We start from the raw sequence: 22327 nt of genomic DNA, 5'->3' as shown, positions 1-22327 counted from the left end.
TGGCCGCAGGTGCGCTCTATCCTGCTCGAAGCAGACGGATCGCTTCGTCCCGTCCGAAAATGTAGAGAAGCAGCCGCAGCGCTTGGCCGCGCGGGCCCTCAAGTTCGGGGTCGTTGGCAAGGATCAGTCGCGCATCGGCGCGCGCCGTCTCCATCAATGCGGCATGGGCTTCGATCTGGGCGATGCGGAAACCGGGCATGCCGCTCTGGCGCGTCCCAAGAATTTCACCTTCACCGCGAAGCCGCAGGTCTTCCTCCGCAATAAGAAAGCCGTCATTGGTCTCGCGCATGATTGCCAGTCGCGCCTTCGCCGTCTCGCCAAGGGGGCCCTTGTAGAGCAGCAGGCAGGTGGAGGCGCGCTCGCCGCGCCCCACACGTCCGCGTAGCTGGTGGAGCTGGGCAAGGCCGAAGCGTTCCGCATGCTCGATCACGATGATGGTGGCGTCCGACACATCGACACCCACCTCGATGACCGTGGTTGCAACGAGAATGCGCGTCTCCCCGCTCTTGAAGGCATTCATGGCCTCGTCTTTTTCCGCGGCGCTCATGCGCCCATGGACGAGGCTGACCGCATTGCCGAACACCTGGACAAGGGTTGCGTATCGCTCTTCCGCCGCTGTGACATCGAGAATTTCCGATTCCTCGACAAGCGGGCACACCCAGTAGACCTTCTGCCCGTCATTGAGAGCGCGCTGCAGGCCGTCAACGACATCGCTCAACCTGTCGAGCGAGACCGTACGGGTCTCGATGGGCTGGCGGCCCGCCGGTTTGTCGGGAAGCTGCGAGACTTCCATGTCGCCGAAATAGGTCAACACCAGTGTGCGCGGAATGGGGGTGGCGGTCATTACCAGCACATCGACGCCGCGCCCTTTGCTCTGAAGCGCCAGCCGCTGATGCACACCGAAACGGTGCTGTTCATCGACCACCGCCAATGCCAGGTCGCGAAACTCGATGGTTGCCTGAAAGAGCGCATGGGTGCCCACGAGAATGTCGATTTCACCCGTCGCCAGCCCTCAAGGATCTCGCGGCGCTCGGCGGGCTTTGCCTTGCCGGTCAAAAGCCGTGCCTTGATGCCCGCCGCCTCGCACAAGGGCTCAATGGAGCGAAGGTGCTGGCGGGCAAGCAGCTCCGTCGGCGCCATCATGGCCGCCTGACTTCCCGCTTCCACCACATGCGCCATGGCGATGAGGCCGACCAGCGTCTTGCCGGCACCCACATCGCCCTGAACAAGCCGCAACATGCGCTCCGGCTTGGAAAGGTCTCCCTCGATGTCGGCAATGGCCTGCACCTGTCCGGGCGTGAGGTCGAAGGGCAGGGCGGCAAGGATCTTCTGCTTCAACCGTCCATTGGACATGCGCGCGACGCCTGCCGTCTTGCGCATATGCGCGCGCACCATGGCGAGCGCAAGCTGGCTTGCCAGAAACTCGTCATAGGCAAGACGACAAATGGCGGGCGCGGTGGCGGCGATGTCGCGAGGGTCGTCTGGCCGGTGCGCGGTTTCCAGCGCGCTCTTGAACTCCGGCCAGTGTTCGCGCGCCGCATGGGCCTCATCCAGCCATTCCGGCACCTCCGGCACGAGCGCCAGCGCCGCGCCGATGGCCTTTTGCAGCGTCTTGGGCGAGAGGCCTGCCGTCATCGGATAGACCGGTTCCACCAGCGGCATGGTCGCGAAGTCTTCCTCGTCCACCATGTGATCGGGATGGACCATCTGTGCGCGGCCATTGAACCATTCGACCTTGCCGCTCACATACCGCGTCTCGCCAATGGGAAGCGTACGCTCCAGCCAGTCACGCCGCGCATGGAAGAAGACGAGCTGGACGTCGCCCGTTTCGTCATGGGCGAGCACCTTGTAGGGCGCGCGAGAGGAGGCCGGGGCTGCCTGATGGCGGTCCACATGCACCTTCAGCGTCACGATCGCGCCTTCCGGCGCATTGGCGATGCCTGGCTGGCGGCGTCTGTCAATGACGGAATGGGGCAGGTGGAAGAGAAGGTCGCCGATGCGCACATCGCGTTCGGAGACGCCCAGCAGGCCTTTGAGCAGCTTTTCAACCTTAGGCCCGATACCGGGCAGGTCGGTTGCAGCGGCAAAGAGAGGATCGAGCAGGGGCGGGCGCATGGCTTTTTCTGTCGGATGCGAAAGAGGGAGGTGGCGTCATGAGTGCTTGTCTCATTTGGCATGCCGGGAGGCGGTTCGGCAATGCCGCGAGGTGCATTGTTCAGGTGTGTTGCGTAGAGGCGCTGACATTGGGCGGCGCTGTCGCTATACAGGCTCGTGAACGCCCAAGGCCGCATTGCTTTGCCAAGCGTGGCCCGTGACGAAGAGGTTGATATCCCCATGTCGCATTCCACTTCCACGAACGCTTCCACAAGCGCGCGCAGCAGCGATGGTCTGGACGCACGGCGAAAGCGCATCCTGTTCCGTTGCTGGCATCGCGGCACCAAGGAAATGGACTTGCTGCTGGGCGGGTTCTGCGATGCACATATCGCGGATCTGAGCGAAGAGGACATGGATGCGCTGGAGCATCTGATGGATGCGGCGGACGCCGATCTTCTTGACTGGCTTACCGGCCGCAAGCCTGCGCCTGCCGAATACGATACGGCCATGTTCCGCTCGGTCATGGCTTTTCATACGCCTGCGTGACCTTGCAAAGAGGTGTGTGAGCGGACTGCGAGCAACGCTCTGGGTGTTGCATTGCGGTAAATCTGTAATCCAGAACCTGGTGCGTGTTTTGCAGCGTGCTGCGCCGTGCCGGGGCGAAATTGCTGTTGCAGCCTGAGGGAAAGCACGGGCTGTGCGAGAAGGAATGAGGCTTTGATGTTCAAGGCGCTGAAGGGGCTCTTCACCGCTCATGATGGCGTGACGTTGTCGGCGACGCCGGATGGCGCCGAAGCGTTGGTGCTGGCGGAACTGGCGAAGGAACGGAAATCCGTTCCAGCCCTCGTCTACGTTGCGCGCGATGGTCAGCGCATGCAGGCTGCCGCCGATGCGCTGGGCTTTTTCGATCGCAATGTCGATGTGCTCCAGCTCCCTTCGTGGGACTGTCTGCCCTATGACCGCGTCTCGCCCAATGGCGGGGTGGTCGCGCGTCGGTTGAACGTGCTGGCGGCGCTGGTGCGCGACAGCGCTCGGGAACGTCCGCTGGTGCTGATGACCACCGTGAACGCCGCTCTCCAGCGCATCCCCTCCCGTGAATGGATGAAGACCCATTCCTGGACGGCGGCGCCCGGAAACCGCCTCGACATGAGCGAACTCGTCTCCTCGCTGGAACTGAACGGCTACATGCGCACGCCCACGGTGCGTGACACCGGCGAATACGCCGTGCGCGGCGGCATCCTCGATCTCTTCGCGCCTGGCACGGATCTGCCTGTGCGCCTCGATTTCTTCGGCGATACGCTGGAATCGATCCGCACCTTCGATCCCGAAACGCAGCGCACCGTCGCCCAGATGAAACGCCTCGACATGGTGCCCATGAGCGAGGTTGTGCTGTCGCCGGAAACGATCTCCCGCTTCCGCCGCAACTATGTCCTGGAATTCGGCGCGGCGACCCGCGACGACGCGCTCTACCAGTCGGTGAGCGAAGGCCGACGCTATGCGGGCATGGAACACTGGCTGCCGCTTTTTCACGAAGAGACCGAAACGCTCTTCGACTATACCGGCGACGCGCCCATCGTCTTCGATCCGCTGGTCGAGGATGCGGTATCGGAACGCCTGAAGTCCATTCAGGACCATTTCGAAGCCCGGCGCGAGGCGATGGAGAAGAGTGCCGGCTCCGGCGCGGTTCCCTACAAGCCCGTTGCGCCGCGCACCATTTATCTCACGCAGAATGGCTGGAGCGAACGCGTCTCCGCTCACACCACCGCGCGGATGAACCCCTTCTCCGTGCCGGAAGGACAGGGCGATATTGTCGATCTGGGCGGTCGGCAGGGGCGCACCTTTGCGGCTGAGCGCGCAGCCGGTGATGTCAATGTCTTCGATGCGCTGATCCAGCATGTTTCCGCGCTTCGCAAGGACAGCAAGCGCGTGATCATCGCCTGCTGGTCGGAAGGCTCTCGGGATCGTCTGGGCCAGGTGCTGAGCGACCACGGGCTGGAACGCATCGCGCCGGTGGAATCTCTGGGCGGCGTCTCGGCCCTGCCGCAGGGTATGGCCGCGCTCGCGGTGCTCGGTCTTGAGACGGGCTTCGAGATCGGCAAATTCGCCTTTATCTGCGAACAGGACATTCTCGGCGACCGCCTCGTGCGCCAGCGCAAGCGTACCAAGAAGGCGTCTGATTTCCTGTCCGAGATTTCCAGCCTCTCGGAAGGCGATCTGGTCGTCCATGTCGATCATGGTATCGGGCGTTTCGTCGGTCTGAAGACGATCGACGCCGCGGGCGCGCCGCATGACTGCCTCGAGCTGCAATATCACGGCGGCGACAAGCTCTATCTGCCGGTCGAAAACCTCGAACTCCTGAGCCGTTACGGCTCGGAGGACATGGACGCCACCCTTGACCGGCTTGGCGGAGGCCAGTGGCAGGCGCGCAAGGCGCGCATGAAGCAGCGCATTCGCGAAATCGCCGATGGCCTGATCAAGACGGCGGCTGCCCGTGCGCTGCGCACCGCGCCCACCATCGGTATTCCGGAAGGCATCTACGACGAATTCGCAGCCCGCTTCCCCTATGAGGAGACAGAGGACCAGCTCAACTCCATCGAAGCCGTTTTCGAGGATCTGGGCTCGGGCCGCCCGATGGACCGGCTCGTCTGCGGCGATGTCGGCTTCGGCAAGACGGAAGTGGCGCTGCGCGCTGCCTTCCTTGTCGCCATGTCGGGGCGTCAGGTGGCGGTTGTGGTGCCAACCACGCTTCTCGCCCGCCAGCACTACAAGACCTTCTCCGAACGCTTCCACGGGCTTCCCGTGCGCGTGGCGCAGGCCTCGCGCATGGTCGGACCCAAGGCATTGAACCAGACGAAAAGGGAAGTCGCCGACGGCACGGTCGATATCGTTGTTGGCACCCACGCGCTTCTGGGCAAATCCATCGCCTTCAAGGATCTGGGCCTGCTGATCATCGACGAAGAGCAGCATTTCGGCGTGAAGCACAAGGAACGGTTGAAGGAATTGCGCTCCGACATCCACGTGCTGACCCTCTCGGCCACTCCGATCCCGCGCACCATGCAGATGGCGCTGACGGGCGTGCGTGGCCTGTCGCTGATCGCCACACCGCCGGTGGATCGTCTGGCGGTGCGCACCTTCATCTCGCCCTTCGATCCGCTGATCGTGCGCGAAACGCTGCTGCGCGAGCACTATCGCGGCGGGCAGTCCTTCTATGTCGTTCCGCGTGTTTCGGATCTCGCAGAGCGGCGCGAATTCCTGGCGGAGATGGTGCCGGAAGTGAAGGTCGCGGTTGCCCACGGACAGATGGCGCCGGGCGAGCTTGATGACGTCATGAATGCCTTTTATGACGGCAAGTATGACGTGCTGTTGTCGACGACGATCGTGGAATCCGGCCTGGATATTCCAACCGCCAATACGCTGATCGTGCATCGTGCGGACATGTTCGGCCTTGCCCAGCTTTATCAGATCCGAGGACGCGTCGGCCGGTCCAAGACGCGCGCCTATGCGCTGTTCACCGTGCCCGCCAACAAGACGCTCACCCCACAGGCGGAACGTCGCCTCAAGGTGCTTCAGTCATTGGAAGCGCTGGGCGCAGGGTTCCAGCTTGCCAGCCACGATCTCGACATTCGCGGCGCGGGCAACCTGCTGGGCGAGGAGCAGTCAGGCCACATCAAGGAAGTGGGCTTCGAGCTTTACCAGCAGATGCTGGAAGAGGCGGTCGCCCAGCTTCGCGACGGCGACGAGATGGCGGGCGACGATCACTGGTCGCCGCAGATCAATGTCGGCACGCCGGTCCTCATCCCCGATCACTATGTGGCCGATCTCCAGCTCCGCCTCGATCTCTATCGTCGTCTGGCAGATCTGACCGATGCAGGTGAAATCGATTCCTTCGGCGCGGAACTGATCGACCGGTTTGGCCCGCTGCCCACCGAGGTGGAGCATCTGTTGAAGATCGTCTTCATCAAGGGGCTTTGCCGTCAGGCCAATGTGGAGAAGATCGATGCCGGTCCCAAGGGCGTCGTCATCGGCTTCCGCAACAACGAGTTCGCGAACCCGGCGGGTCTTGTCGGCTACATCACCGAACAGGGTGTGCTGGCCAAGATCCGCCCCGACCAGAAGATCGTTCTGGTGCGCGATTGGGCGAACGAACTGGAACGGCTGAAAGGCGTGGCCGTGGTGCTGACGAAGCTGGTGAGGCTGGCCGAAGCCGCGGCCTGACTACCGAAAGGGGGGCGGGGCCCGTATCCCGTCCCTGCCAGCTACTGCGTGGGCGGAAAACGTGCGGTGCAGTAGTCTTCCGCGCGGGTGCGGAACTCGTCATATTGGCGCGCGTTCACGACGCCTTCCTTGCGCATCCGGTCCACCGCACCAACGCGTTCGGACAGGCAGGCTTCCAGCTCGGGATTGGCTCGTTTTGCCGAGGGGGATACGGGGGCTGGCGCGAAGAGCGCATCCCGATTGAGCCAGCCGAGCAGCGCCGCCATCAGCAAGGCGACGGCAAGCGCGAGAATGCGGGCATAGGGTGTATCCAGAAAGGACCGGGCAGGAGGCGCACTCATGCCCGGCGATCCATCGTCTGGAAAATGAGCCGTATTCTCATGTGGTTATAACGGTTTTCGGATTCAGCCTGAGAAGCACTTGACTCTGTTTCTCAACCGCCCGTCATGCTCATGTGGCGGGAGACGGCCGGGGCCTTTCGGTCGCGGTCGATGATGAAGTCATGGCCCTTGGGCTTGCGTCCGATGGCCTCGTCGATGGCCTGAAGCAGCAACTCGTCGCCTTCCGATGCCCGCAGGGCTGCGCGCAGGTCCGCGCTATCGTCCTGCCCGAGGCACATGTAGAGCATGCCGGTGCAGGTGATGCGCACACGGTTGCAGCTTTCGCAGAAGTTGTGGGTCATCGGCGTGATGAAGCCGAGACGGCCGCCGGTCTCCTCAACCTTCACATAGCGCGCCGGACCGCCCGTCTTGTAGGGGATATCGGTCAGCGTATAGCGGTCCATCAGGGAGGCGCGCACTTGCGACAACGGCAGGTATTGATCTGTCCGATCCCCTTCGATATCGCCGAGCGGCATGGTCTCGATCAGCGTGAGATCGTGGCCCTGAGCGTGGGCCCACTCGATCATGCGCGGGATCTCGATATCGTTGACACCCTTCAGTGCAACGGCGTTGAGCTTGATCTGAAGCCCTGCCTTTTTCGCGGCGTCGAGCCCTTCCATCACCTTGTCATAATCGCCCCAGCGGGTGATCTGCCGGAACTTGTCCGGGTCCAGCGTATCGATGGAAACGTTGATGCGCCGCACACCGCAATCGTAAAGCTCATCGGCGAACCGAACGAGTTGGGACCCGTTCGTGGTGACGGTGATCTCGTCGAGCGCGCCGGCATCGATATGGCGCGAGAGCGAACGGAAAAGGCTCATGATGTTCTTGCGGACAAGCGGCTCGCCGCCGGTCAGCCGGAGCTTGCGCACGCCCTTGGAAATGAAGGCCGAACACAGCCGGTCGAGTTCTTCCAGGCTCAGCACGTCCTTTTTCGGCAGGAAGGTCATGTTTTCCGCCATGCAATAGACACAGCGGAAATCGCAGCGGTCGGTCACCGACACGCGCAGATAGGTCACATCCCTGCCGAACGGATCGGTGAGCACGGGCTGGCGGGGCTCGTTGCGGGCCGTCGCGTCGTCCATAAGCCATCATCCCAGGGGGGATTTGTTTTCAGCTTCGCGCCGCCGGCCCCCTCTTGCCAGCTCGCCCGCATGACCGGGCGGTGCACGATATCCCTTGTGAGGGGAAAGGTAGTCGATTGGAGCCGAAGGTCAATGCGTTACAATCTCAGGTTAGGCCAGGAGTGATCATCGTTCTCCCCTTGCCTTGTGGGGCTTGTGCGCAATAACAAATGCGGGCCGCCTGAAACGTGGAAGGGGCCGGCGCAAGGAAGCGGGAGATCTGTGCGATGACGGCGAATGACAAGGTCTGGCCGAGCGAATTGCGGGTGTCGAAGGACAAGAAGACACTCACCGTTCGCTTTACCAGCGGTGAGGCGCATGCGCTTTCCGCCGAATATCTGAGAGTTCTTTCGCCATCTGCGGAGGTGCAGGGCCATTCCCCGGAGCAGAAGAAGACGGTCGGCGGCAAGAGGGATGTCGCCATCATGCAGATCGAACCGATCGGCAATTACGCCATCAAGATCGTATTCGACGACATGCACGACACCGGCATCTATTCGTGGGACTACCTGATGAAGCTCGGGGCCGAACACGAGAGGCTATGGGCTGAGTATCTGGCGGATCTGGAAGCCAAGGGCCTGAAGCGCGAACGCTGAGGCGTCAGGTCATGCCGATGCCCGTTTCTGCCTGATAGACCAGAAGATCGAGGCTGGGCGCATCGCCCGCAAGCTCTGTCAGCAGGCAATGCGCCTGACCGCGGTGATGGGTCTGATGATTGAAGAGATGCGCCAGCAAGGGCGCGAGCGGCTGGCAGACCTCTTCGGGACGCGTCATTCGGCGATAGCGAATCTGGCCTGACAGCGCGTCGTCGGACAGATTTCGGACATAGGCGATGATCCGCTCATCCTCGGCAATGCGGGCTGCCTTAAGCGCCCTCAGGTCTTCATGCAGGATTTCAGTGAGGGCGGATGGGTGCGGACCAGAGCCGGTCAGACGCCGCATCCAGATACGGTCGGCCACGAGCAGGTGGTTCAGGGTGCCGCTGAGCGAGCCGAAAAATGCGCCGCGGTCTTCGTGGTATTGATCCTGCGAAAGCGCGTCCGCGGCCTCGTAAAGACGGGTATTGGCCCACTGGTTGTACCCGGCCATCATTGCAAAGAGCACCTTCATGATCGTAACCTCCCCCAAAGGACGGAACATGATCCGTACGCGGATATGAAGCAAGCCTGCGCGACATAGGGGGAGTTGTCATGCCGGTCATTCTCTACGATTTGTGCGGCGACGACGAGCGCCAGCGGTTCTCGCCCTATTGCTGGCGGACCAAGATGGCGCTGGCCCACAAGGGACTGAGCTGGGAGGAGAGGCCGACGCCGTTTTCCAAAGTGCGTGAGGCCGCTGGTGGCATTTCTGCGACCGTTCCGGTGATCGAGGACGATGACCGGACCATATCCGACAGTTGGGAAATCGCGGTCTATCTTGAGGCGGTCTATCCCGATCGCCGGAGCCTGTTCGGCGGGGAGGCGGGAAAGGCGCTATCCAGATTTATGGAAAGCTGGGTGAATACGTCCGTTCACGGCACTTTGGCGCATCTGGTCATGAAGGATATCCACGACATCCTGTCGCCGCCCGATCAGGCCTATTTTCGTGAAACCCGCGAACGCCGTTTCGGTAAAACGCTTGAAGAGCTTCACGACAGCCGGGAAGAACGTCTCGGGGCCTTCCGCATCGCGCTCCAGCCGATGCGCCAGATGCTGCTGGCCCAGCCCTATATCGGCGGAGCCGAGCCGCTTTACGCCGACTATATCCTCTTCGGCACGCTGCAATGGCCGCGTGTCGCCAGTGATTTCCAGTTGCTCGAAGCAGGCGATCCGGTCAGCGAGTGGTTCGAGCGCTGTCTCGACCTGCACAACCATCTCGGACGAAATCAGATCGCGGCGGCCTGACGAGCCTCCTGGCGTGTCGGTTTTCAGCGAAAAGGTCGCTTCCTGTCGCAAGGCTTTCACTTGCGGGCGATCCGGCTCACCTGTATAGGAACCGCGACAGTTTCGGCGCCCCCAATCGGGCGCCGCTTTCGCATCCCGAATAGTTTCAAAGGATCAACACCATGGCCATCGAACGTACCTTTTCGATGATCAAGCCGGACGCCACCAAGCGCAACCTGACCGGCAAGATCATTGACCGCCTTGAGAGCGCCGGTCTGCGCGTTGTCGCTTCCAAGCGCGTGTGGATGTCCCTGCGCGAGGCAGAAGGCTTCTACGCCGAGCACAAGGAACGCCCCTTCTTTGGTGAGCTGACCGAATTCATGTCCTCCGGCCCGACCATCGTTCAGGTGCTGGAAGGCGAAAACGCCGTTGCCAAGAACCGCGAGATCATGGGCGCCACCAACCCGGCCGATGCCGCGGAAGGCACCATCCGCAAGGACTTCGCGCAGTCCATCGGCGAGAACTCCGTGCACGGGTCCGACGCTCAGGAAACCGCTGCCCGCGAGATCGCTTACTGGTTCTCCGAGACCGAGATCGTCGGCTGAAGCCAACGTCTCACCGGATCTTGAGATCACGAAAAAGCCGGCCTTTTGGTCGGCTTTTTTGTGTCCTGAGCCCGGTTTGGAGGGCGTGCGGAAATCCAAGTCTTGACTTGGTGAGGTCCCTCGCGAACATGGGCGTTCAAGGAGAAAGCCCAGCCATGAACAAGCCTTTGGATCCGATCACACGCGCCTCTGTGTGCCCCCATGACTGTCCCTCCACCTGCGCGCTGGAGGTTGACGTCCTCGGTCCGGATCGCATCGGTCGTATTCGTGGCGCGGCCGACAATCCCTACACGGATGGTGTGATCTGCGCGAAAGTCGCGCGCTATGCGGAGCGGGTGCACCATCCCGACCGGCTGCTGAAGCCCATGCGTCGGATCGGTGCAAAGGGGGACGGACGGTTTGAGCCGATCTCGTGGAACGCGGCGCTCGATGAAGTCGCCGAAGCGTTCCTGAAAGCGGAACAGAGGCTGGGCGCACAATCGGTGTGGCCCTATCACTATGCGGGCACGATGGGGCAGGTGCAGCGCGACAGCATTCACCGCCTGCGCCACGTGAAGGGCTATTCGCGCCAGTTCGACACCATCTGCACCAATCCGGCCTGGACCGGCTATATCGCGGGAACCGGCGCGCTCCGGGGTTCCGATCCGCGTGAGATGGCGGTTTCCGATTGCATCGTGATCTGGGGCACGAATGCGGTGGCGACACAGGTCAACGTGATGACCCACGCGGTCAAGGCGCGCAAGCAGCGCGGCACCAAGATCGTTGCTGTCGATGTCTATCGCAATGAGACGATCCGGCAGGCCGATATCGGGCTGGTGCTGCGTCCGGGAACAGATGGCGCGCTCGCCTGCGCGGTGATGCATGTCCTCTTCCGCGATGGTCATGCCGACCGCGCCTATCTCGATGAATACACCGATTGCCCGGCAGAACTGGAAGCGCATCTGGCGACACGTACGCCGGAATGGGCGTCGGCCATCACCGGGTTGAGCGTGGAGGAAATCGAGGCCTTCGCGACGCTCGTTGGCGAGACCCCGGCCACCTATTTCCGCCTCGGCTACGGTTTCACCCGTGCGCGCAACGGCACCACGGCCATGCACGCGGTCGCGTCCATCCCCGCGGTTACCGGGGCATGGCGGCACAGGGGCGGCGGCGCGTTCCATTCCAACAGCGGCATCTACGATTTCGACAAGTCCATGATCGAAGGCACCGATGTGCTCGATCCCACCACCCGTCGTCTGGACCAGTCGCGGATCGGGGCGGTTCTGACCGGCGAGCCTGACGCGCTTCTCGGCGGGCCGGATGTCGCGGCCATGCTGATCCAGAACACCAACCCGGCGAGCGTCTGCCCGGATCAGGAAAAGGTGCGCGCGGGCTTTGGGCGCGAGGATCTGTTTGTCTGCGTCCATGAGCAGTTCATGACGGAGACGGCGCTTATGGCCGATATCGTGCTCCCGGCGACGACATTCCTGGAGCATGACGACGTCTACAAGGGGGGCGGTCATCAATACATCATGCTCGGCCCAAAGCTGGTGGAGGCGCCAGGAGAGGCGCGCGAGAACCTGTTTGTGCTGAACGAGTTGATGAAGCGTCTTGGCGTCGATCATCCCGGCAACGCGATGACCGCGCGCGAGCATATCGACTGGATGCTGAAGGCGTCGGGTTACGGGGATCTGGAGACGCTGGAGCGCGATCGCTGGCTCGATATTCAACCACCTTTTGAAGATGCGCATTTCCTCAACGGCTTCGGCCATGCCGATGGCAAGTACCACTTCAAGCCGGACTGGCTGACGACGCCCGCCAACAATGACGGTGGCATGGGCCCTTACGCGACCATGCCGGACTTGCCGGACCACTGGAGCGTGCTGGAAGAAGCGGACGAGGACCACCCGTTCCGGCTTGTGACCGCGCCGGCGCGCTCGTTTCTGAATTCCTCGTTCACCGAGACGCCTAGCTCGCGCAAGAAGGAAGGGCGCCCGGAAGTGATGGTGCATCCACAAGATGCGGCAAGGCTCGGGCTTGCCGATGGTGATCTCGTCTCCATGGGAAATCATCGCGGCGAAGTCCGCCTGCACCTGCGTGTGTTTGAGGGTGTCCAGCGCGGGGTGGTGATTTCCGAAGGCGTCTGGGCCAATCGGACATTCGTGGATGGCAAGGGCATCAACACGCTGACCGGAGCGGATCCCGTCGCGCCCTATGGCGGTGCGGCGCTGCATGACAACAAAGTCTGGCTGCGCGAAGGCTGAAGACGCTCAACGCGCCGCCATACTGGTAATGCTCCACCGAACGTGCTTGTCTGGAGGGGGCTTGAGGGGCGTTGTTAATCGCGGGCAACCGCGGTGGAGAGTGTCGGCTTTTGCATATTCTTCTCATGAGCCTCGGAACGCGGGGCGACGTCCAGCCCTTCGTTGCCCTCGGTGCCGCGCTTCGTGCGCGCGGTGGCGACGTGACCGTCTCCACCGGGGTGGGCTTTGAGGCGATGATCGAAGGAGCGGGCCTGAAGTCGGCCTCCTTTTCTTCCAACTATCAGACCCTTCTGCAGCGCCCCGATGTGCAGGACGCCATGCACACCCTCAGCGGCAAACTGCGCATGCTGAGAAAATCGCGCGAACGGATCCGGCAGGAACTGGAAGAACAGTGGAACCTCACCCACAAGATTCGTCCAGATCTCATTGTTTACAATCCAAAAACGGCGTTTGCCGCACAGGCGGCACACAACATCGGCGCCGTCGCAGTGCCCGCATTACTGCAGCCGGTGCTGGCCCCCACCGCAGCATTTCCGCTGATGGTCGTCTCCACCGGTAATCTTGGAGCGTGTGCGAACCGGTTTTCACACCGTCTGGCGACAGGAATGGCCGGTCGGCTCAACCGCAAGAACTTTCGCGCTTTCGAGCGGGCGCATGACGGAAGCATGGAACTCGGCGACTTCGACGAATTGCGCGGGTTTGCGCCGGCCGGGCGGAACGTGCCGCGCCTTCATGCCTATAGCCGTCATCTGGTTCCGCGTCCCGATGATTGGCCGGTTGAGGAAACGATCACCGGCTATTGGTTTCGGGAGAACGATCAAACCGACTGGACCCCGCCAGCCGCGTTGGCGCGATTTCTGATGTCGGGTCCGCCCCCCGTCTATATCGGGTTCGGATCGATGCCCACGCGCGATGCGCAAAAGACGGCGGAAGCTGCAATCGAGGCATTGCGGCAAGCTGGCTTGCGAGGGGTCCTGTCGCGGGGCTGGGGCGGGCTTGAAATGCCAAACGCCGGAGAGGACATTCACGTCATATCCGGTGCACCGCATGGTTGGCTCTTCCCGCGCTGTGCGGCCATTGTGCACCACGGCGGGGCGGGGACGACACATCAGGCGCTTCGATGGGGCAGGCCGTCCGTCGTATGCCCGCTCTTTGGTGACCAACCCTTCTGGGCGCGGCGTGTCGCCGATGCCGGGGCGGGGGGCGAGCCGCTGCCGATGAAGAAATTCACGGCCAGTCGGTTGGCGGATCGGTTGGAGGTTGCGCTTTCAAGCGTGGTGAAGGCGCGCGCGGAGGAGCTTGGGCGTCTTATCCGTGCGGAGGCGGGGTCTGAGCGAGCTGCCGATGTCCTGGAATCGGTGATGTCAGGGCGTTGAGGTGGCCGCTCTGGACCGAGCGCTCAGATCGGCCAGATCAGTGGCGCGCGCGGTTCCATGGTCTCGCTGATATTGACGCGACCGCCTTCAAGGCTTGCCCGACCCGAGGCAACCAGATCCAGCGCAAGGGGATAGAGCACACGTTCTGCATCCAGAACGCGGTTGGCCAGGGTTTCGGCATCATCGCCCGTCAGAACCGGTACGGCTGCCTGTGCGATGATCGGTCCGCCATCCATGTCGTGGGTCACGTAATGAACCGTCGCGCCATGAAGGCGCACCCCAGCCTCAAGTGCCCGGGCATGGGTGTTGAGACCTTTGAAGGCGGGCAAAAGGGCCGGGTGGATGTTGATCATCCGTCCCGCCCAGGTATCCACCAGCCAGGGGGTGAGCAAGCGCATGAAGCCCGCAAGGCAAAGGAGCTCGATGTCGTGTTCGCGCAAGACGGCGTCAATGGCGCGTTCGAATGCTTCCCGATCCTGTCCGAAAGGCTTGTGATCGACGACCGCCGTTGTAATGCCTGACTTGACCGCGCGTTCAAGACCCGCCGCCTCGGGCCGGTTGGACACAACAAGTGCGATTTCCGCCGGATAGGCCGGGTTTTCAGCAGCCTCGATGAGCGCGGCCATATTCGCGCCGCGCCCGGAAATCAGAACGCCGATACGCTTGCGCGCGGTCATGCGGAGAGGTCACCGTTGAAGACGACATAATCCGCGACCCGGTGCTCGATATGGCCCAGACGCGAAACAGTCTCGCCCTGACCAGTGAGGATTTCGCTCACCTTGTCAGCCGCTTCCGCAGCGACGACGACCACCATGCCGATGCCGCAGTTGAAGGTGCGCAGCATCTCTGGTTGCTCAACCCCGCCAGCTTCCGCAAGCCAGCCGAAAACCGGGGGCAGGGCGATGGTGGAAAGATCGATGTGCGCGCAGCAAGTGTCGGGCAGAACGCGCGGAAGGTTCTCGGGCAGTCCACCGCCGGTGATATGGGCAAGCGCCTTGATGCCGTCGCTTTCCTTCAAGGCAGCGAGCAGCGGCTTGACGTAGATCCGCGTCGGCGCGAGCAACGCGCGGCCGAGCGTCTGGTTCTCGTCGAAGGGAGCGGGCGCGTCCCAGGCAAGGCCGGAACGTTCCACGATACGGCGTACCAGCGAGAAGCCATTGGAATGGACGCCAGCCGAGGCCAGCCCCAGAACCACGTCGCCGGGCTTCACGTCGGACCGCGGCAGGATCGAACCGCGTTCAGCCGCTCCCACCGAAAACCCTGCGAGATCGTAGTCGCCAGCGGCATACATGCCGGGCATTTCCGCCGTTTCGCCACCGATGAGCGCTGCGCCGGCAATCCGGCAGCCCTCCGCAATGCCGCCCACAACGGTCGCCGCCGCTTCCACGTCCAGCGCTCCGGTTGCGAAATAGTCGAGGAAGAACAGCGGCTCGGCACCCTGCACCACGAGATCGTTGACGCACATGGCCACGAGATCGATGCCGACGGTGTCGTGAATGCCGGTGTCGATGGCGATCTTCAGCTTGGTTCCCACGCCATCATTGGCCGCGACCAGAACCGGATCCTTGAAGCCAGCGGCCTTCAGGTCGAACAGGCCACCGAAGCCCCCGATATCGCTGTCGGCGCCGGGGCGCGAGGTCGCCTTGACCAGCGGCTTGATCCGCTTCACCAGCGCATTACCGGCATCGATATCGACACCTGCCTCGGCATAGGTCAGGCCGTTGCCCTTGGGGGTTTTGTCGCTCATGGAATGCGCTTTCGCAGTTTGAACCTTCTTGCGCTTTCAAACCAGTTGAGCGCGGGGAAGTCAAACGCGAACACGCAGGAAGCGGCGCGCGGGTGCGCCCACGCGCGAGGAAGTCGTGGATGGCAAGGTTCGGCATGGTGCCGTCGCGCGGCAGCATCGTAAAATTGACGTAGCGATACTGGTCCGCGGTATAAATGCGCATTCTTTCGCATCATGTTTGCGAGACGCTCATTTCCGGGTGCCATGTCATGACACTGCCGAACCTGATTTCCATTTTCCGCCTTGTGATTGTGGCGGTGATCATCGCTTGCATCATTTCACGGAACGATCAGGCCGCCTTCTGGTTGTTCGTTGTGGCAGGCCTTTCCGATGCGGTTGATGGCTTCATTGCGCGCCAATTCGGTCTCATGTCCGAGCTTGGAGCTTATCTGGATCCTCTGGCCGACAAGGCGCTTCTGGTCTCGGTCTATCTGAGCCTCGGGCTTGTCGACAGATTGCCCGCATGGCTCGTCATTGTGGTGATCAGCCGGGATATCCTGATCGTCGGTGCTGTCATTCTGTCGTGGGGCCTGGGCAAACCCATCAAGGTGCGGCCGCTGATGGTCTCCAAGGCGAATACGGTGCTACAGATCGCGCTGGCCGGCGTGGTTCTGGGAGAGGCCGGTCTCGGGATCGCAGTAGCCGGGTTGCCATTCCTGTTGATGGTGGCGGTCGTCCTTCTCACGACGATCTCCACCTTGTCCTATATGGTGGATTGGCTGGCGCATATGTCCGGCACTCAGGCAATGGCGGATGGACCGTCGGCCATTCAAGACAACCGCAAGGGGGCGGGGGAATGACATTGCAGCGCCGGTTCACGTTCTGGCTGATCGCACTTGCCGCCGTGATTCTGTTCCTGTGGGTGTTTTCGCCCATTCTGCTGCCCTTTGTGGCGGGCATGGCTCTCGCCTATCTGCTCGATCCTGTGGCCGATCGGCTTGAGACAATCGGCATGAGCCGCATGTGGGCGACGCTGACCATCATGGTTCTGTTCGTTCTCGTCTTCGTTCTTGTCCTTGTCCTACTCCTGCCGGTGCTTGGGAACCAGCTTGCCAATCTCATCGAGGCGATGCCGGATTATGTCGCGCAGCTGCACGGCCTGGTCTCAGAGCATTTCGGCAAGCGCCTTCAGCAGATTTCCGGGCTCGGATCGTCCGAAATCAAGAGTTCGCTGGGCAATCTCATGTCGCAAGGCGCTGGCTGGCTCGCCAATCTGATGAAGTCGATCTGGAGCGGCGGGCAGGCGCTTTTGTCGCTCATGGCCTTGTTCGTCGTGACGCCTGTTGTGGCCTTCTACCTGCTGCTCGACTGGGACCGCATGATGGCCAAGATCGATGGCTGGTTGCCGCGCGAGCATCGCGACCTCGTTCATCGGCTCATAGACGAGATCGACAGCGCCGTGGCTGGCTTCGTGCGCGGTCAGGTGAGTGTCTGCCTGATTCTGGGAAGCTTCTACGCCATCGGGCTTGCGGTGCTTGGCTTGAAATTCGGCCTGCTGATCGGCTTGGGGGCGGGGCTGATCAGCTTCATCCCCTATGTCGGCGCGACCACCGGGCTTGTGCTTTCGCTGGGCGTCGCCCTGGTGCAATTCTGGCCGAACTGGCACATGATCGCGGCGGTTCTGGCTGTCTTTTCCGTCGGGCAGTTTCTGGAAGGAAATATCCTTCAGCCGAAGCTTGTGGGTAACCGGGTCGGATTGCACCCGGTCTGGCTGATGTTCGCGCTTTTCGCCTTTGGATATCTCTTTGGATTTGTCGGCATGCTCGTGGCGGTGCCGGTGTCGGCGGCGATCGGCGTGCTTGCCCGTTTTGCGCTGGAGCAGTATCTCACAAGCCCACTCTATTATGGGGCTCCCGCAGCCGCGGGAACGACCAAGGGCGCCGAGGACGAGGAATGAGCGAGCAAACGCCAAGCCAGTTGCCGCTGGAACTGCCGCACGAGGCGGCGCTTGGCCGTGACGATTATCTTGTGGCCGATTGCAATCGGGCAGCTTTCAGCCTTGTCACGTCCTGGCCGGATTGGCCCTCCGATTTCGTGCTGCTGGCCGGACCTGTTGGGGCTGGCAAGACCCATCTCGTCTCAATCTGGCAACAGGCGAGCGGTGCAACCGTGATCCCTGCGTCGAGCCTTGGCAGGCTCGATGTTCTTTCCCTGGTGCGCGAGGCGCCGGTGGCGGTGGAGGATGCCCAGGGCGGCATTGATCAGGAATCGCTTTTCCATTTGCTCAACGCCGCCCGTGACGCCAAGCGGCAGGTGTTGATCACCTCGCGAAGCTGGCCGGGGTCATGGAACCTGACATTGCCCGATCTCGCCTCCCGCCTGCGGCTGGCGACGCCTGTTGAGGTGGCGGAACCCGATGACGATCTGTTGCGCCGTGTGCTGGTCAAGCTTTTCGCCGACCGGCAGCTTTTCGTCGAAGCCGCGGTGATCGAATTTCTGGTCGTGCGTATGGAGCGTTCGCTTGAGGCGGCAAACCAGATCGTCGCCCGGCTCGACAGAGAGGCGCTCGCCGCTCAAAGGCGCATCACCCGGCCGATGGTGGCCGCCGTGTTGTCCCGTGAGATCTGATTGTTTGCGATATTAATCGGAAGTTTCGGTGGATGAACTCGCATTGACGCGACGAGTTCGCGTAAACTGCGGACATGGCCTACTCCACCTGCATTCGGACTGTCACATTACCGATATATGGAGGAGGTTCCTGAATCGCGGAGTGCTGACATGGACGAACTGGCAAAGCCGTTATTGCCCGCCGAAAAGATTGCTGCAGACAAGGCTCTTGAGGCGGAATTGGTCGCTGGCGGGTTGAGCGAGGAAGCCGCGCACCTGATGACCAGCCCGGCCCGCTTCGTCAATCGCGAGACTTCCTGGCTGCAGTTCAATATGCGCGTTCTCGAAGAATCGATGAACATGCAGCATCCGCTGCTGGAACGCCTGCGTTTCCTGTCGATTTCCGCGAACAATCTCGACGAGTTTTTCATGGTCCGGTTCGCGGGCCTGAAAGGACAGGAGCGCGCAAATGTGCGCACCGTGTCTGCAGACGGCCTGTCGCCATGGGAACAGCTGACCAAGATTTCCGACCGCGTGACGGAGCTTCAGTCGCGTCAGCAGGAAATCTGGCGCGCGCTACGCTCTGAACTTGCAGATAACGGCATTCTTCTGGTGGAGGCAGATGGCCTTTCGGATAGCGAACGGGACTGGCTGGAAACCTTCTTCCTGACGCGGATATTTCCGGTCTTGACGCCGCTTGCCATCGACCCCGCGCATCCGTTTCCCTTCATTCCGAATCTGGGTTTCTCGCTGATCCTCGATCTTGTGAAGGTCGGCGGTCGGTCGAGCATGACAGCGCTGTTGCGCATTCCCAATCAGGTTCGCCGCTTCATCGCTCTTCCGAGTGAGGAGGGCGAGGACGGTCATCATCGGACCCGTTTCATTGCGGTGGAGACCATTCTCAGCCTTTTCATCAAGCAGCTTTTCCCCGGGTACGAAGTGCGCGGCAAGGGCGTCTTCCGCATCATCCGCGATAGCGACATCGAAATCGAGGAAGACGCGGAAGACCTGGTGCGGCTGTTTGAAAGCGCGCTGCGGCGCCGTCGTCGTGGATCGGCCATCCGGCTTGAGATCGAGGCCGCCACGCCGCCCGCCCTGAGGGATTTCGTTGCCGAAGCCATGCAGGTGGAGGAGAGCGACACTTTCCTCTTCGATGGATTGATGGCGCTTACGAACCTGTCTGAACTGGTCAGCATTGACCGCTCGGACCTGAAATTCGCGCCCTATACCGCGCGCTTTCCCGAGCGTGTGCGCGAACATGGCGGAGATTGCTTCGCCGCCATCCGCGAGAAGGACATTCTGGTCCACCATCCCTATGAATCGTTTGATGTGGTGGTCCAGTTTCTTCGCCAGGCTGCGCTCGATCCCGATGTGGTCGCGATCAAGCAGACGCTCTATCGCACGTCCAATGACAGCCCGATCGTGAAGGCTCTGTCGGAGGCAGCAGAGGCCGGGAAATCCGTTACCGCGCTGGTGGAGCTGAAGGCCCGTTTCGACGAAGAGGCGAATATCCGCTGGGCTCGCGATCTGGAGCGCGCCGGTGTGCAGGTCGTCTATGGCTTCATCGAGTTCAAGACCCACGCCAAGCTGTCCATGGTGGTACGGCGCGAGCAGGGCAGGTTGACGACCTATTGTCATATCGGCACCGGCAACTACCATCCGATCACGGCGCGGATCTATACCGATCTTTCCTTCTTCACGGCCGATCCCGTGATGGCTCAGGATGTGGCGAAGGTCTTCAATTTCATCACCGGCTACGCAGAGCCTGCCCAGCTTCAGAAGCTCGCCATTTCCCCCATCTTCATGCGCGCGCGCATCGAAGAGCTCATCATGGCGGAAATCGAGCATGCCAAGGCCGGGCGGCCCGCACAGGTCTGGCTGAAAACCAATTCCCTTGTCGATCCCGGCATTATTGATCTTCTCTACCGTGCCAGTCAGGCGGGCGTACAGGTGGATCTTGTCGTGCGCGGCATCTGTTGCCTGCGTCCGGGAATTCCCGGGTTTTCGGAAAATATCCGGGTGAAGTCGATCGTCGGACGTTTCCTGGAACACAGCCGGATCTTCTGCTTTGGCAACGGAAAGGGGCTGCCTTCGCCGGAAGCGATTGTCTATATGGGATCGGCCGACTTGATGCCCCGCAATCTGGACCGCCGGGTGGAATCCATGGCGATGATCGAGAACCCAACTGTGCATGAACAGATTCTCGATCAGATTATGGTTGCGAATATGAAAGACAATCAGCAGAGCTGGCGCGTATTGCCTGACGGCAGTCACGAGCGCATAGTGCCGGCGACCGGCGAAGAGCCGTTCAATGCACATCAATACTTCATGACGAACCCGTCGCTGTCCGGCCGCGGCAAGGCTCTCAGGAAGAATTTCCCGAGGCTGTTCGTCAGCAAAACGAAGCGGAAATAGACCCTGTCTTCCACCTTGCGAGAATATGCCCCCGGACGGTTGCAGAATGCGCGTCCGGTCGCCGTAGTGGACATCGGATCGAACTCGGTTCGCTTGGTTGTCTATGAATCCCTGTCGCGGGCTCCGACGACGCTTTTCAACGAGAAGATCCTGGCCGGCCTCGGGCGCGGCGTGGGCGCTTCGGGGCGCCTAGCGGATGAATCGGTCGCGATGGCGATGGCCGCCCTCGTGCGCTTTCGCAAGTTGTGCGACCAGATAGGTGTCTCCAATATCCGCGTATTGGCCACGGCTGCTGTTCGCGATGCCGAAAACGGAGCCGATTTCATTCAGGCTGCCGAATCGGTTCTGCGTGAGCCGGTGAATGTCCTGTCCGGCAAGGACGAGGCGCGCTATTCGGCCCAGGGCGTCATGTCGGGATTCTGGCGACCGGATGGATTCGTCGGCGATCTCGGTGGCGGCAGCCTCGAACTTGTCGATCTGAAGGGCAAGGAGATCGGGCAGGGGCGCACCTTCCCGTTGGGGGGCATCCGGCTGGAGGAGGATTCCGGCGGCGATGTCGCGGTGGCTTCGAAAATCGCCTCCCAGGCACTTGAGAAGGCCGATTGGCTTCGCGAAGGTGAGGGGCGCGATTTTTATGCCGTCGGTGGCACATGGCGGTCTCTTGCCCGCCTGCACATGACGCAGACCGGCTATTCCCTCAACGTGATCGACCACTATGTGATCCCTGCCTCCGAGGCTTTGGAGTTCTGCCGGGTCATCGCGCATAGCGAGCTCGACACGATCGACAGCATCGAGGTCATCTCCAAGCAGCGGCGTCCGCTTCTGCCCTTTGGCGCCGTGGTGCTGGAACAGGTGCTGCGCAAGGTCCGGCCGAGGCGCATCGTTCTTTCCGCACTGGGTGTGCGCGAAGGCCTTCTCTACGACATGATGGCGCCGGAGGATCGCGACAAGGATCCGTTGAAGGTCGCCTGCCGGGAGCTGGCGCTGCTCAGATCGCGATCGCCTGCGCATTGTGAAGAGTTGATCGTCTGGACAAACAAGGTCTTTGAGGATCTGGGGATTGAGGAGAGCGAGGAAGAGTTCCGTCTGCGCAAGGCCGCCTGTCTCCTGACCGACATCGGCTGGCGCGCCCATCCGGATTATCGGGGCGCGCAGAGCATGGCGGTGATCTCCAATGCGGCCTTCATCGGCATCGATCATCCCGGACGGGCCTATCTGGCTCTCGCGGTCTTCTACCGCTATGCGGGGCTGGTCGAAGATGCTCTGAGCCCTCGGATCCGCGAACTTGCCTCTTCCAGACTGATGGAGCGCGCCCGCATCCTTGGTTGTGTTCTGCGTGTTGCCTATCTGATCTCTGCCGCGATGCCGGGGATCATTCTGAGAACGTCTTTGTCGATCCGCGACAAGGACCTTGTTCTCCAGCTTGATGGCGGTCTTGCCGATCTTGACGGGGTTCGTGTCCAGAAGCGGCTGTCCAGACTTGCCAAGATGCTCGGTCTGGCAAATGCCAGGATAGAGGTCGCCTGACACCCCGCGCTCTAAGAACTTCTTGTAGCACCGTGATATCCAGCTCCCTCCCTATCTGTTGCTCCAACCGGGGCTATACGCCCGTGGCCGGAAGCTGAAGGGCGACGTCCAGATCTGCATTTACTGCTGAACTGCTCTTCATCGCGGGCAAAT

General features: G+C 61.8%; 17 protein-coding genes and 1 pseudogene. 12 read left to right on the top strand and 6 right to left on the bottom strand.

Annotation, left to right across the window (positions count from 1 at the left end):
- Nucleotides 1–16: 16 nt before the first annotated feature.
- Nucleotides 17–2115 (bottom strand): annotated as a pseudogene (recG, locus tag ABGM93_RS05985) (ATP-dependent DNA helicase RecG).
- Nucleotides 2116–2334: 219 nt separating this feature from the next.
- On the opposite strand from recG, the gene ABGM93_RS05980 reads away from it, so the two are divergent.
- Together ABGM93_RS05980 and mfd are read left to right on the top strand one after the other, a co-directional pair.
- Nucleotides 2335–2640: a succinate dehydrogenase assembly factor 2 gene (locus ABGM93_RS05980; RefSeq protein WP_321504303.1), complete on the top strand. Its 306-nt coding sequence runs from the start codon at nt 2335–2337 to the stop codon at nt 2638–2640.
- A 174-nt stretch (nt 2641–2814) separates the two neighbouring features.
- Nucleotides 2815–6309, top strand: coding sequence for a transcription-repair coupling factor (mfd, locus tag ABGM93_RS05975; RefSeq protein WP_321504301.1), 3495 nt, complete (start codon nt 2815–2817; stop codon nt 6307–6309).
- Nucleotides 6310–6350: 41 nt separating this feature from the next.
- Here mfd and ABGM93_RS05970 read toward each other — a convergent pair whose 3' ends face one another.
- Together ABGM93_RS05970 and moaA are read right to left on the bottom strand one after the other, a co-directional pair.
- Nucleotides 6351–6650 (bottom strand): hypothetical protein, encoded by a 300-nt coding sequence (locus ABGM93_RS05970; RefSeq protein ID WP_319773941.1) that lies wholly within the window; start codon nt 6648–6650, stop codon nt 6351–6353.
- Between the two features lie 92 nt (nt 6651–6742).
- Nucleotides 6743–7774: a GTP 3',8-cyclase MoaA gene (gene moaA, locus ABGM93_RS05965; protein ID WP_321336629.1), complete on the bottom strand. Its 1032-nt coding sequence runs from the start codon at nt 7772–7774 to the stop codon at nt 6743–6745.
- Nucleotides 7775–8040: 266 nt separating this feature from the next.
- Here moaA and ABGM93_RS05960 point away from each other — a divergent pair, with 266 nt between their 5' ends.
- Entirely contained in the window at nt 8041–8409 is a 369-nt protein-coding gene (locus ABGM93_RS05960) for a DUF971 domain-containing protein (RefSeq protein WP_321336631.1), read from the top strand.
- 4 nt (nt 8410–8413) lie between these two features.
- Here ABGM93_RS05960 and ABGM93_RS05955 read toward each other — a convergent pair whose 3' ends face one another.
- Entirely contained in the window at nt 8414–8923 is a 510-nt protein-coding gene (locus tag ABGM93_RS05955) for a DinB family protein (RefSeq protein ID WP_321504298.1), read from the bottom strand.
- Nucleotides 8924–9003: 80 nt separating this feature from the next.
- Here ABGM93_RS05955 and ABGM93_RS05950 point away from each other — a divergent pair, with 80 nt between their 5' ends.
- The 4 genes from ABGM93_RS05950 (at nt 9004) to ABGM93_RS05935 (ending at nt 13899) form a co-directional block, all read left to right on the top strand.
- Entirely contained in the window at nt 9004–9696 is a 693-nt protein-coding gene (locus ABGM93_RS05950; RefSeq protein ID WP_321504296.1) for a glutathione S-transferase family protein, read from the top strand.
- A gap of 161 nt (nt 9697–9857) precedes the next feature.
- Nucleotides 9858–10280, top strand: coding sequence for a nucleoside-diphosphate kinase (gene ndk / locus ABGM93_RS05945; protein ID WP_319773937.1), 423 nt, complete (start codon nt 9858–9860; stop codon nt 10278–10280).
- A gap of 155 nt (nt 10281–10435) precedes the next feature.
- Complete coding sequence (locus ABGM93_RS05940) at nt 10436–12523, top strand: molybdopterin oxidoreductase family protein (protein ID WP_321504293.1); 2088 nt, start codon at nt 10436–10438, stop codon at nt 12521–12523.
- Nucleotides 12524–12648: 125 nt separating this feature from the next.
- Nucleotides 12649–13899: a glycosyltransferase gene (locus ABGM93_RS05935; protein WP_321504291.1), complete on the top strand. Its 1251-nt coding sequence runs from the start codon at nt 12649–12651 to the stop codon at nt 13897–13899.
- 23 nt (nt 13900–13922) lie between these two features.
- On the opposite strand, the gene purN is transcribed toward ABGM93_RS05935, so the two are convergent.
- Together purN and purM are read right to left on the bottom strand one after the other, a co-directional pair.
- Nucleotides 13923–14576, bottom strand: a complete 654-nt coding sequence (gene purN / locus ABGM93_RS05930; RefSeq protein WP_321504289.1) for a phosphoribosylglycinamide formyltransferase — start codon at nt 14574–14576, stop codon at nt 13923–13925.
- Nucleotides 14573–15646 (bottom strand): phosphoribosylformylglycinamidine cyclo-ligase, encoded by a 1074-nt coding sequence (gene purM / locus ABGM93_RS05925; protein ID WP_321504287.1) that lies wholly within the window; start codon nt 15644–15646, stop codon nt 14573–14575. The genes purN and purM overlap by 4 nt, the downstream gene beginning before the upstream one ends.
- A gap of 248 nt (nt 15647–15894) precedes the next feature.
- Here purM and ABGM93_RS05920 point away from each other — a divergent pair, with 248 nt between their 5' ends.
- From ABGM93_RS05920 to ABGM93_RS05900, 5 genes are all read left to right on the top strand, one after another.
- Entirely contained in the window at nt 15895–16485 is a 591-nt protein-coding gene (locus ABGM93_RS05920; protein ID WP_321504285.1) for a CDP-alcohol phosphatidyltransferase family protein, read from the top strand.
- Entirely contained in the window at nt 16482–17582 is a 1101-nt protein-coding gene (locus ABGM93_RS05915) for an AI-2E family transporter (protein ID WP_321504283.1), read from the top strand. The genes ABGM93_RS05920 and ABGM93_RS05915 overlap by 4 nt, the downstream gene beginning before the upstream one ends.
- Nucleotides 17579–18253 (top strand): DnaA/Hda family protein, encoded by a 675-nt coding sequence (locus ABGM93_RS05910; protein WP_321504281.1) that lies wholly within the window; start codon nt 17579–17581, stop codon nt 18251–18253. The genes ABGM93_RS05915 and ABGM93_RS05910 overlap by 4 nt, the downstream gene beginning before the upstream one ends.
- Nucleotides 18254–18511: 258 nt before the next feature.
- Nucleotides 18512–20647: an RNA degradosome polyphosphate kinase gene (locus ABGM93_RS05905; protein WP_321505765.1), complete on the top strand. Its 2136-nt coding sequence runs from the start codon at nt 18512–18514 to the stop codon at nt 20645–20647.
- Nucleotides 20648–20740: 93 nt separating this feature from the next.
- Nucleotides 20741–22174 (top strand): Ppx/GppA phosphatase family protein, encoded by a 1434-nt coding sequence (locus ABGM93_RS05900; RefSeq protein ID WP_321504276.1) that lies wholly within the window; start codon nt 20741–20743, stop codon nt 22172–22174.
- Nucleotides 22175–22327: the final 153 nt, after the last annotated feature.

Origin of the sequence: Breoghania sp., assembly GCF_963674635.1 — a bacterium.
GTDB lineage: Bacteria > Pseudomonadota > Alphaproteobacteria > Rhizobiales > Stappiaceae > Breoghania.
This window is presented reverse-complemented; position numbering and strand designations above follow the sequence as displayed.

Excerpts from the sequence above, each read along its gene's own strand:
- ABGM93_RS05980 (WP_321504303.1), top strand. The coding sequence starts at position 2,335 with ATGTCGCATTCCACTTCCACGAACGCTTCCACAAGCGCGCGCAGCAGC.
- mfd (WP_321504301.1), top strand. The coding sequence starts at position 2,815 with ATGTTCAAGGCGCTGAAGGGGCTCTTCACCGCTCATGATGGCGTGACG.
- ABGM93_RS05970 (WP_319773941.1), bottom strand. The coding sequence starts at position 6,650 with ATGAGTGCGCCTCCTGCCCGGTCCTTTCTGGATACACCCTATGCCCGC.
- moaA (WP_321336629.1), bottom strand. The coding sequence starts at position 7,774 with ATGGACGACGCGACGGCCCGCAACGAGCCCCGCCAGCCCGTGCTCACC.
- ABGM93_RS05960 (WP_321336631.1), top strand. The coding sequence starts at position 8,041 with ATGACGGCGAATGACAAGGTCTGGCCGAGCGAATTGCGGGTGTCGAAG.
- ABGM93_RS05955 (WP_321504298.1), bottom strand. The coding sequence starts at position 8,923 with ATGAAGGTGCTCTTTGCAATGATGGCCGGGTACAACCAGTGGGCCAAT.
- ABGM93_RS05950 (WP_321504296.1), top strand. The coding sequence starts at position 9,004 with ATGCCGGTCATTCTCTACGATTTGTGCGGCGACGACGAGCGCCAGCGG.
- ndk (WP_319773937.1), top strand. The coding sequence starts at position 9,858 with ATGGCCATCGAACGTACCTTTTCGATGATCAAGCCGGACGCCACCAAG.
- ABGM93_RS05940 (WP_321504293.1), top strand. The coding sequence starts at position 10,436 with ATGAACAAGCCTTTGGATCCGATCACACGCGCCTCTGTGTGCCCCCAT.
- ABGM93_RS05935 (WP_321504291.1), top strand. The coding sequence starts at position 12,649 with ATGAGCCTCGGAACGCGGGGCGACGTCCAGCCCTTCGTTGCCCTCGGT.
- purN (WP_321504289.1), bottom strand. The coding sequence starts at position 14,576 with ATGACCGCGCGCAAGCGTATCGGCGTTCTGATTTCCGGGCGCGGCGCG.
- purM (WP_321504287.1), bottom strand. The coding sequence starts at position 15,646 with ATGAGCGACAAAACCCCCAAGGGCAACGGCCTGACCTATGCCGAGGCA.
- ABGM93_RS05920 (WP_321504285.1), top strand. The coding sequence starts at position 15,895 with ATGACACTGCCGAACCTGATTTCCATTTTCCGCCTTGTGATTGTGGCG.
- ABGM93_RS05915 (WP_321504283.1), top strand. The coding sequence starts at position 16,482 with ATGACATTGCAGCGCCGGTTCACGTTCTGGCTGATCGCACTTGCCGCC.
- ABGM93_RS05910 (WP_321504281.1), top strand. The coding sequence starts at position 17,579 with ATGAGCGAGCAAACGCCAAGCCAGTTGCCGCTGGAACTGCCGCACGAG.
- ABGM93_RS05905 (WP_321505765.1), top strand. The coding sequence starts at position 18,512 with ATGACCAGCCCGGCCCGCTTCGTCAATCGCGAGACTTCCTGGCTGCAG.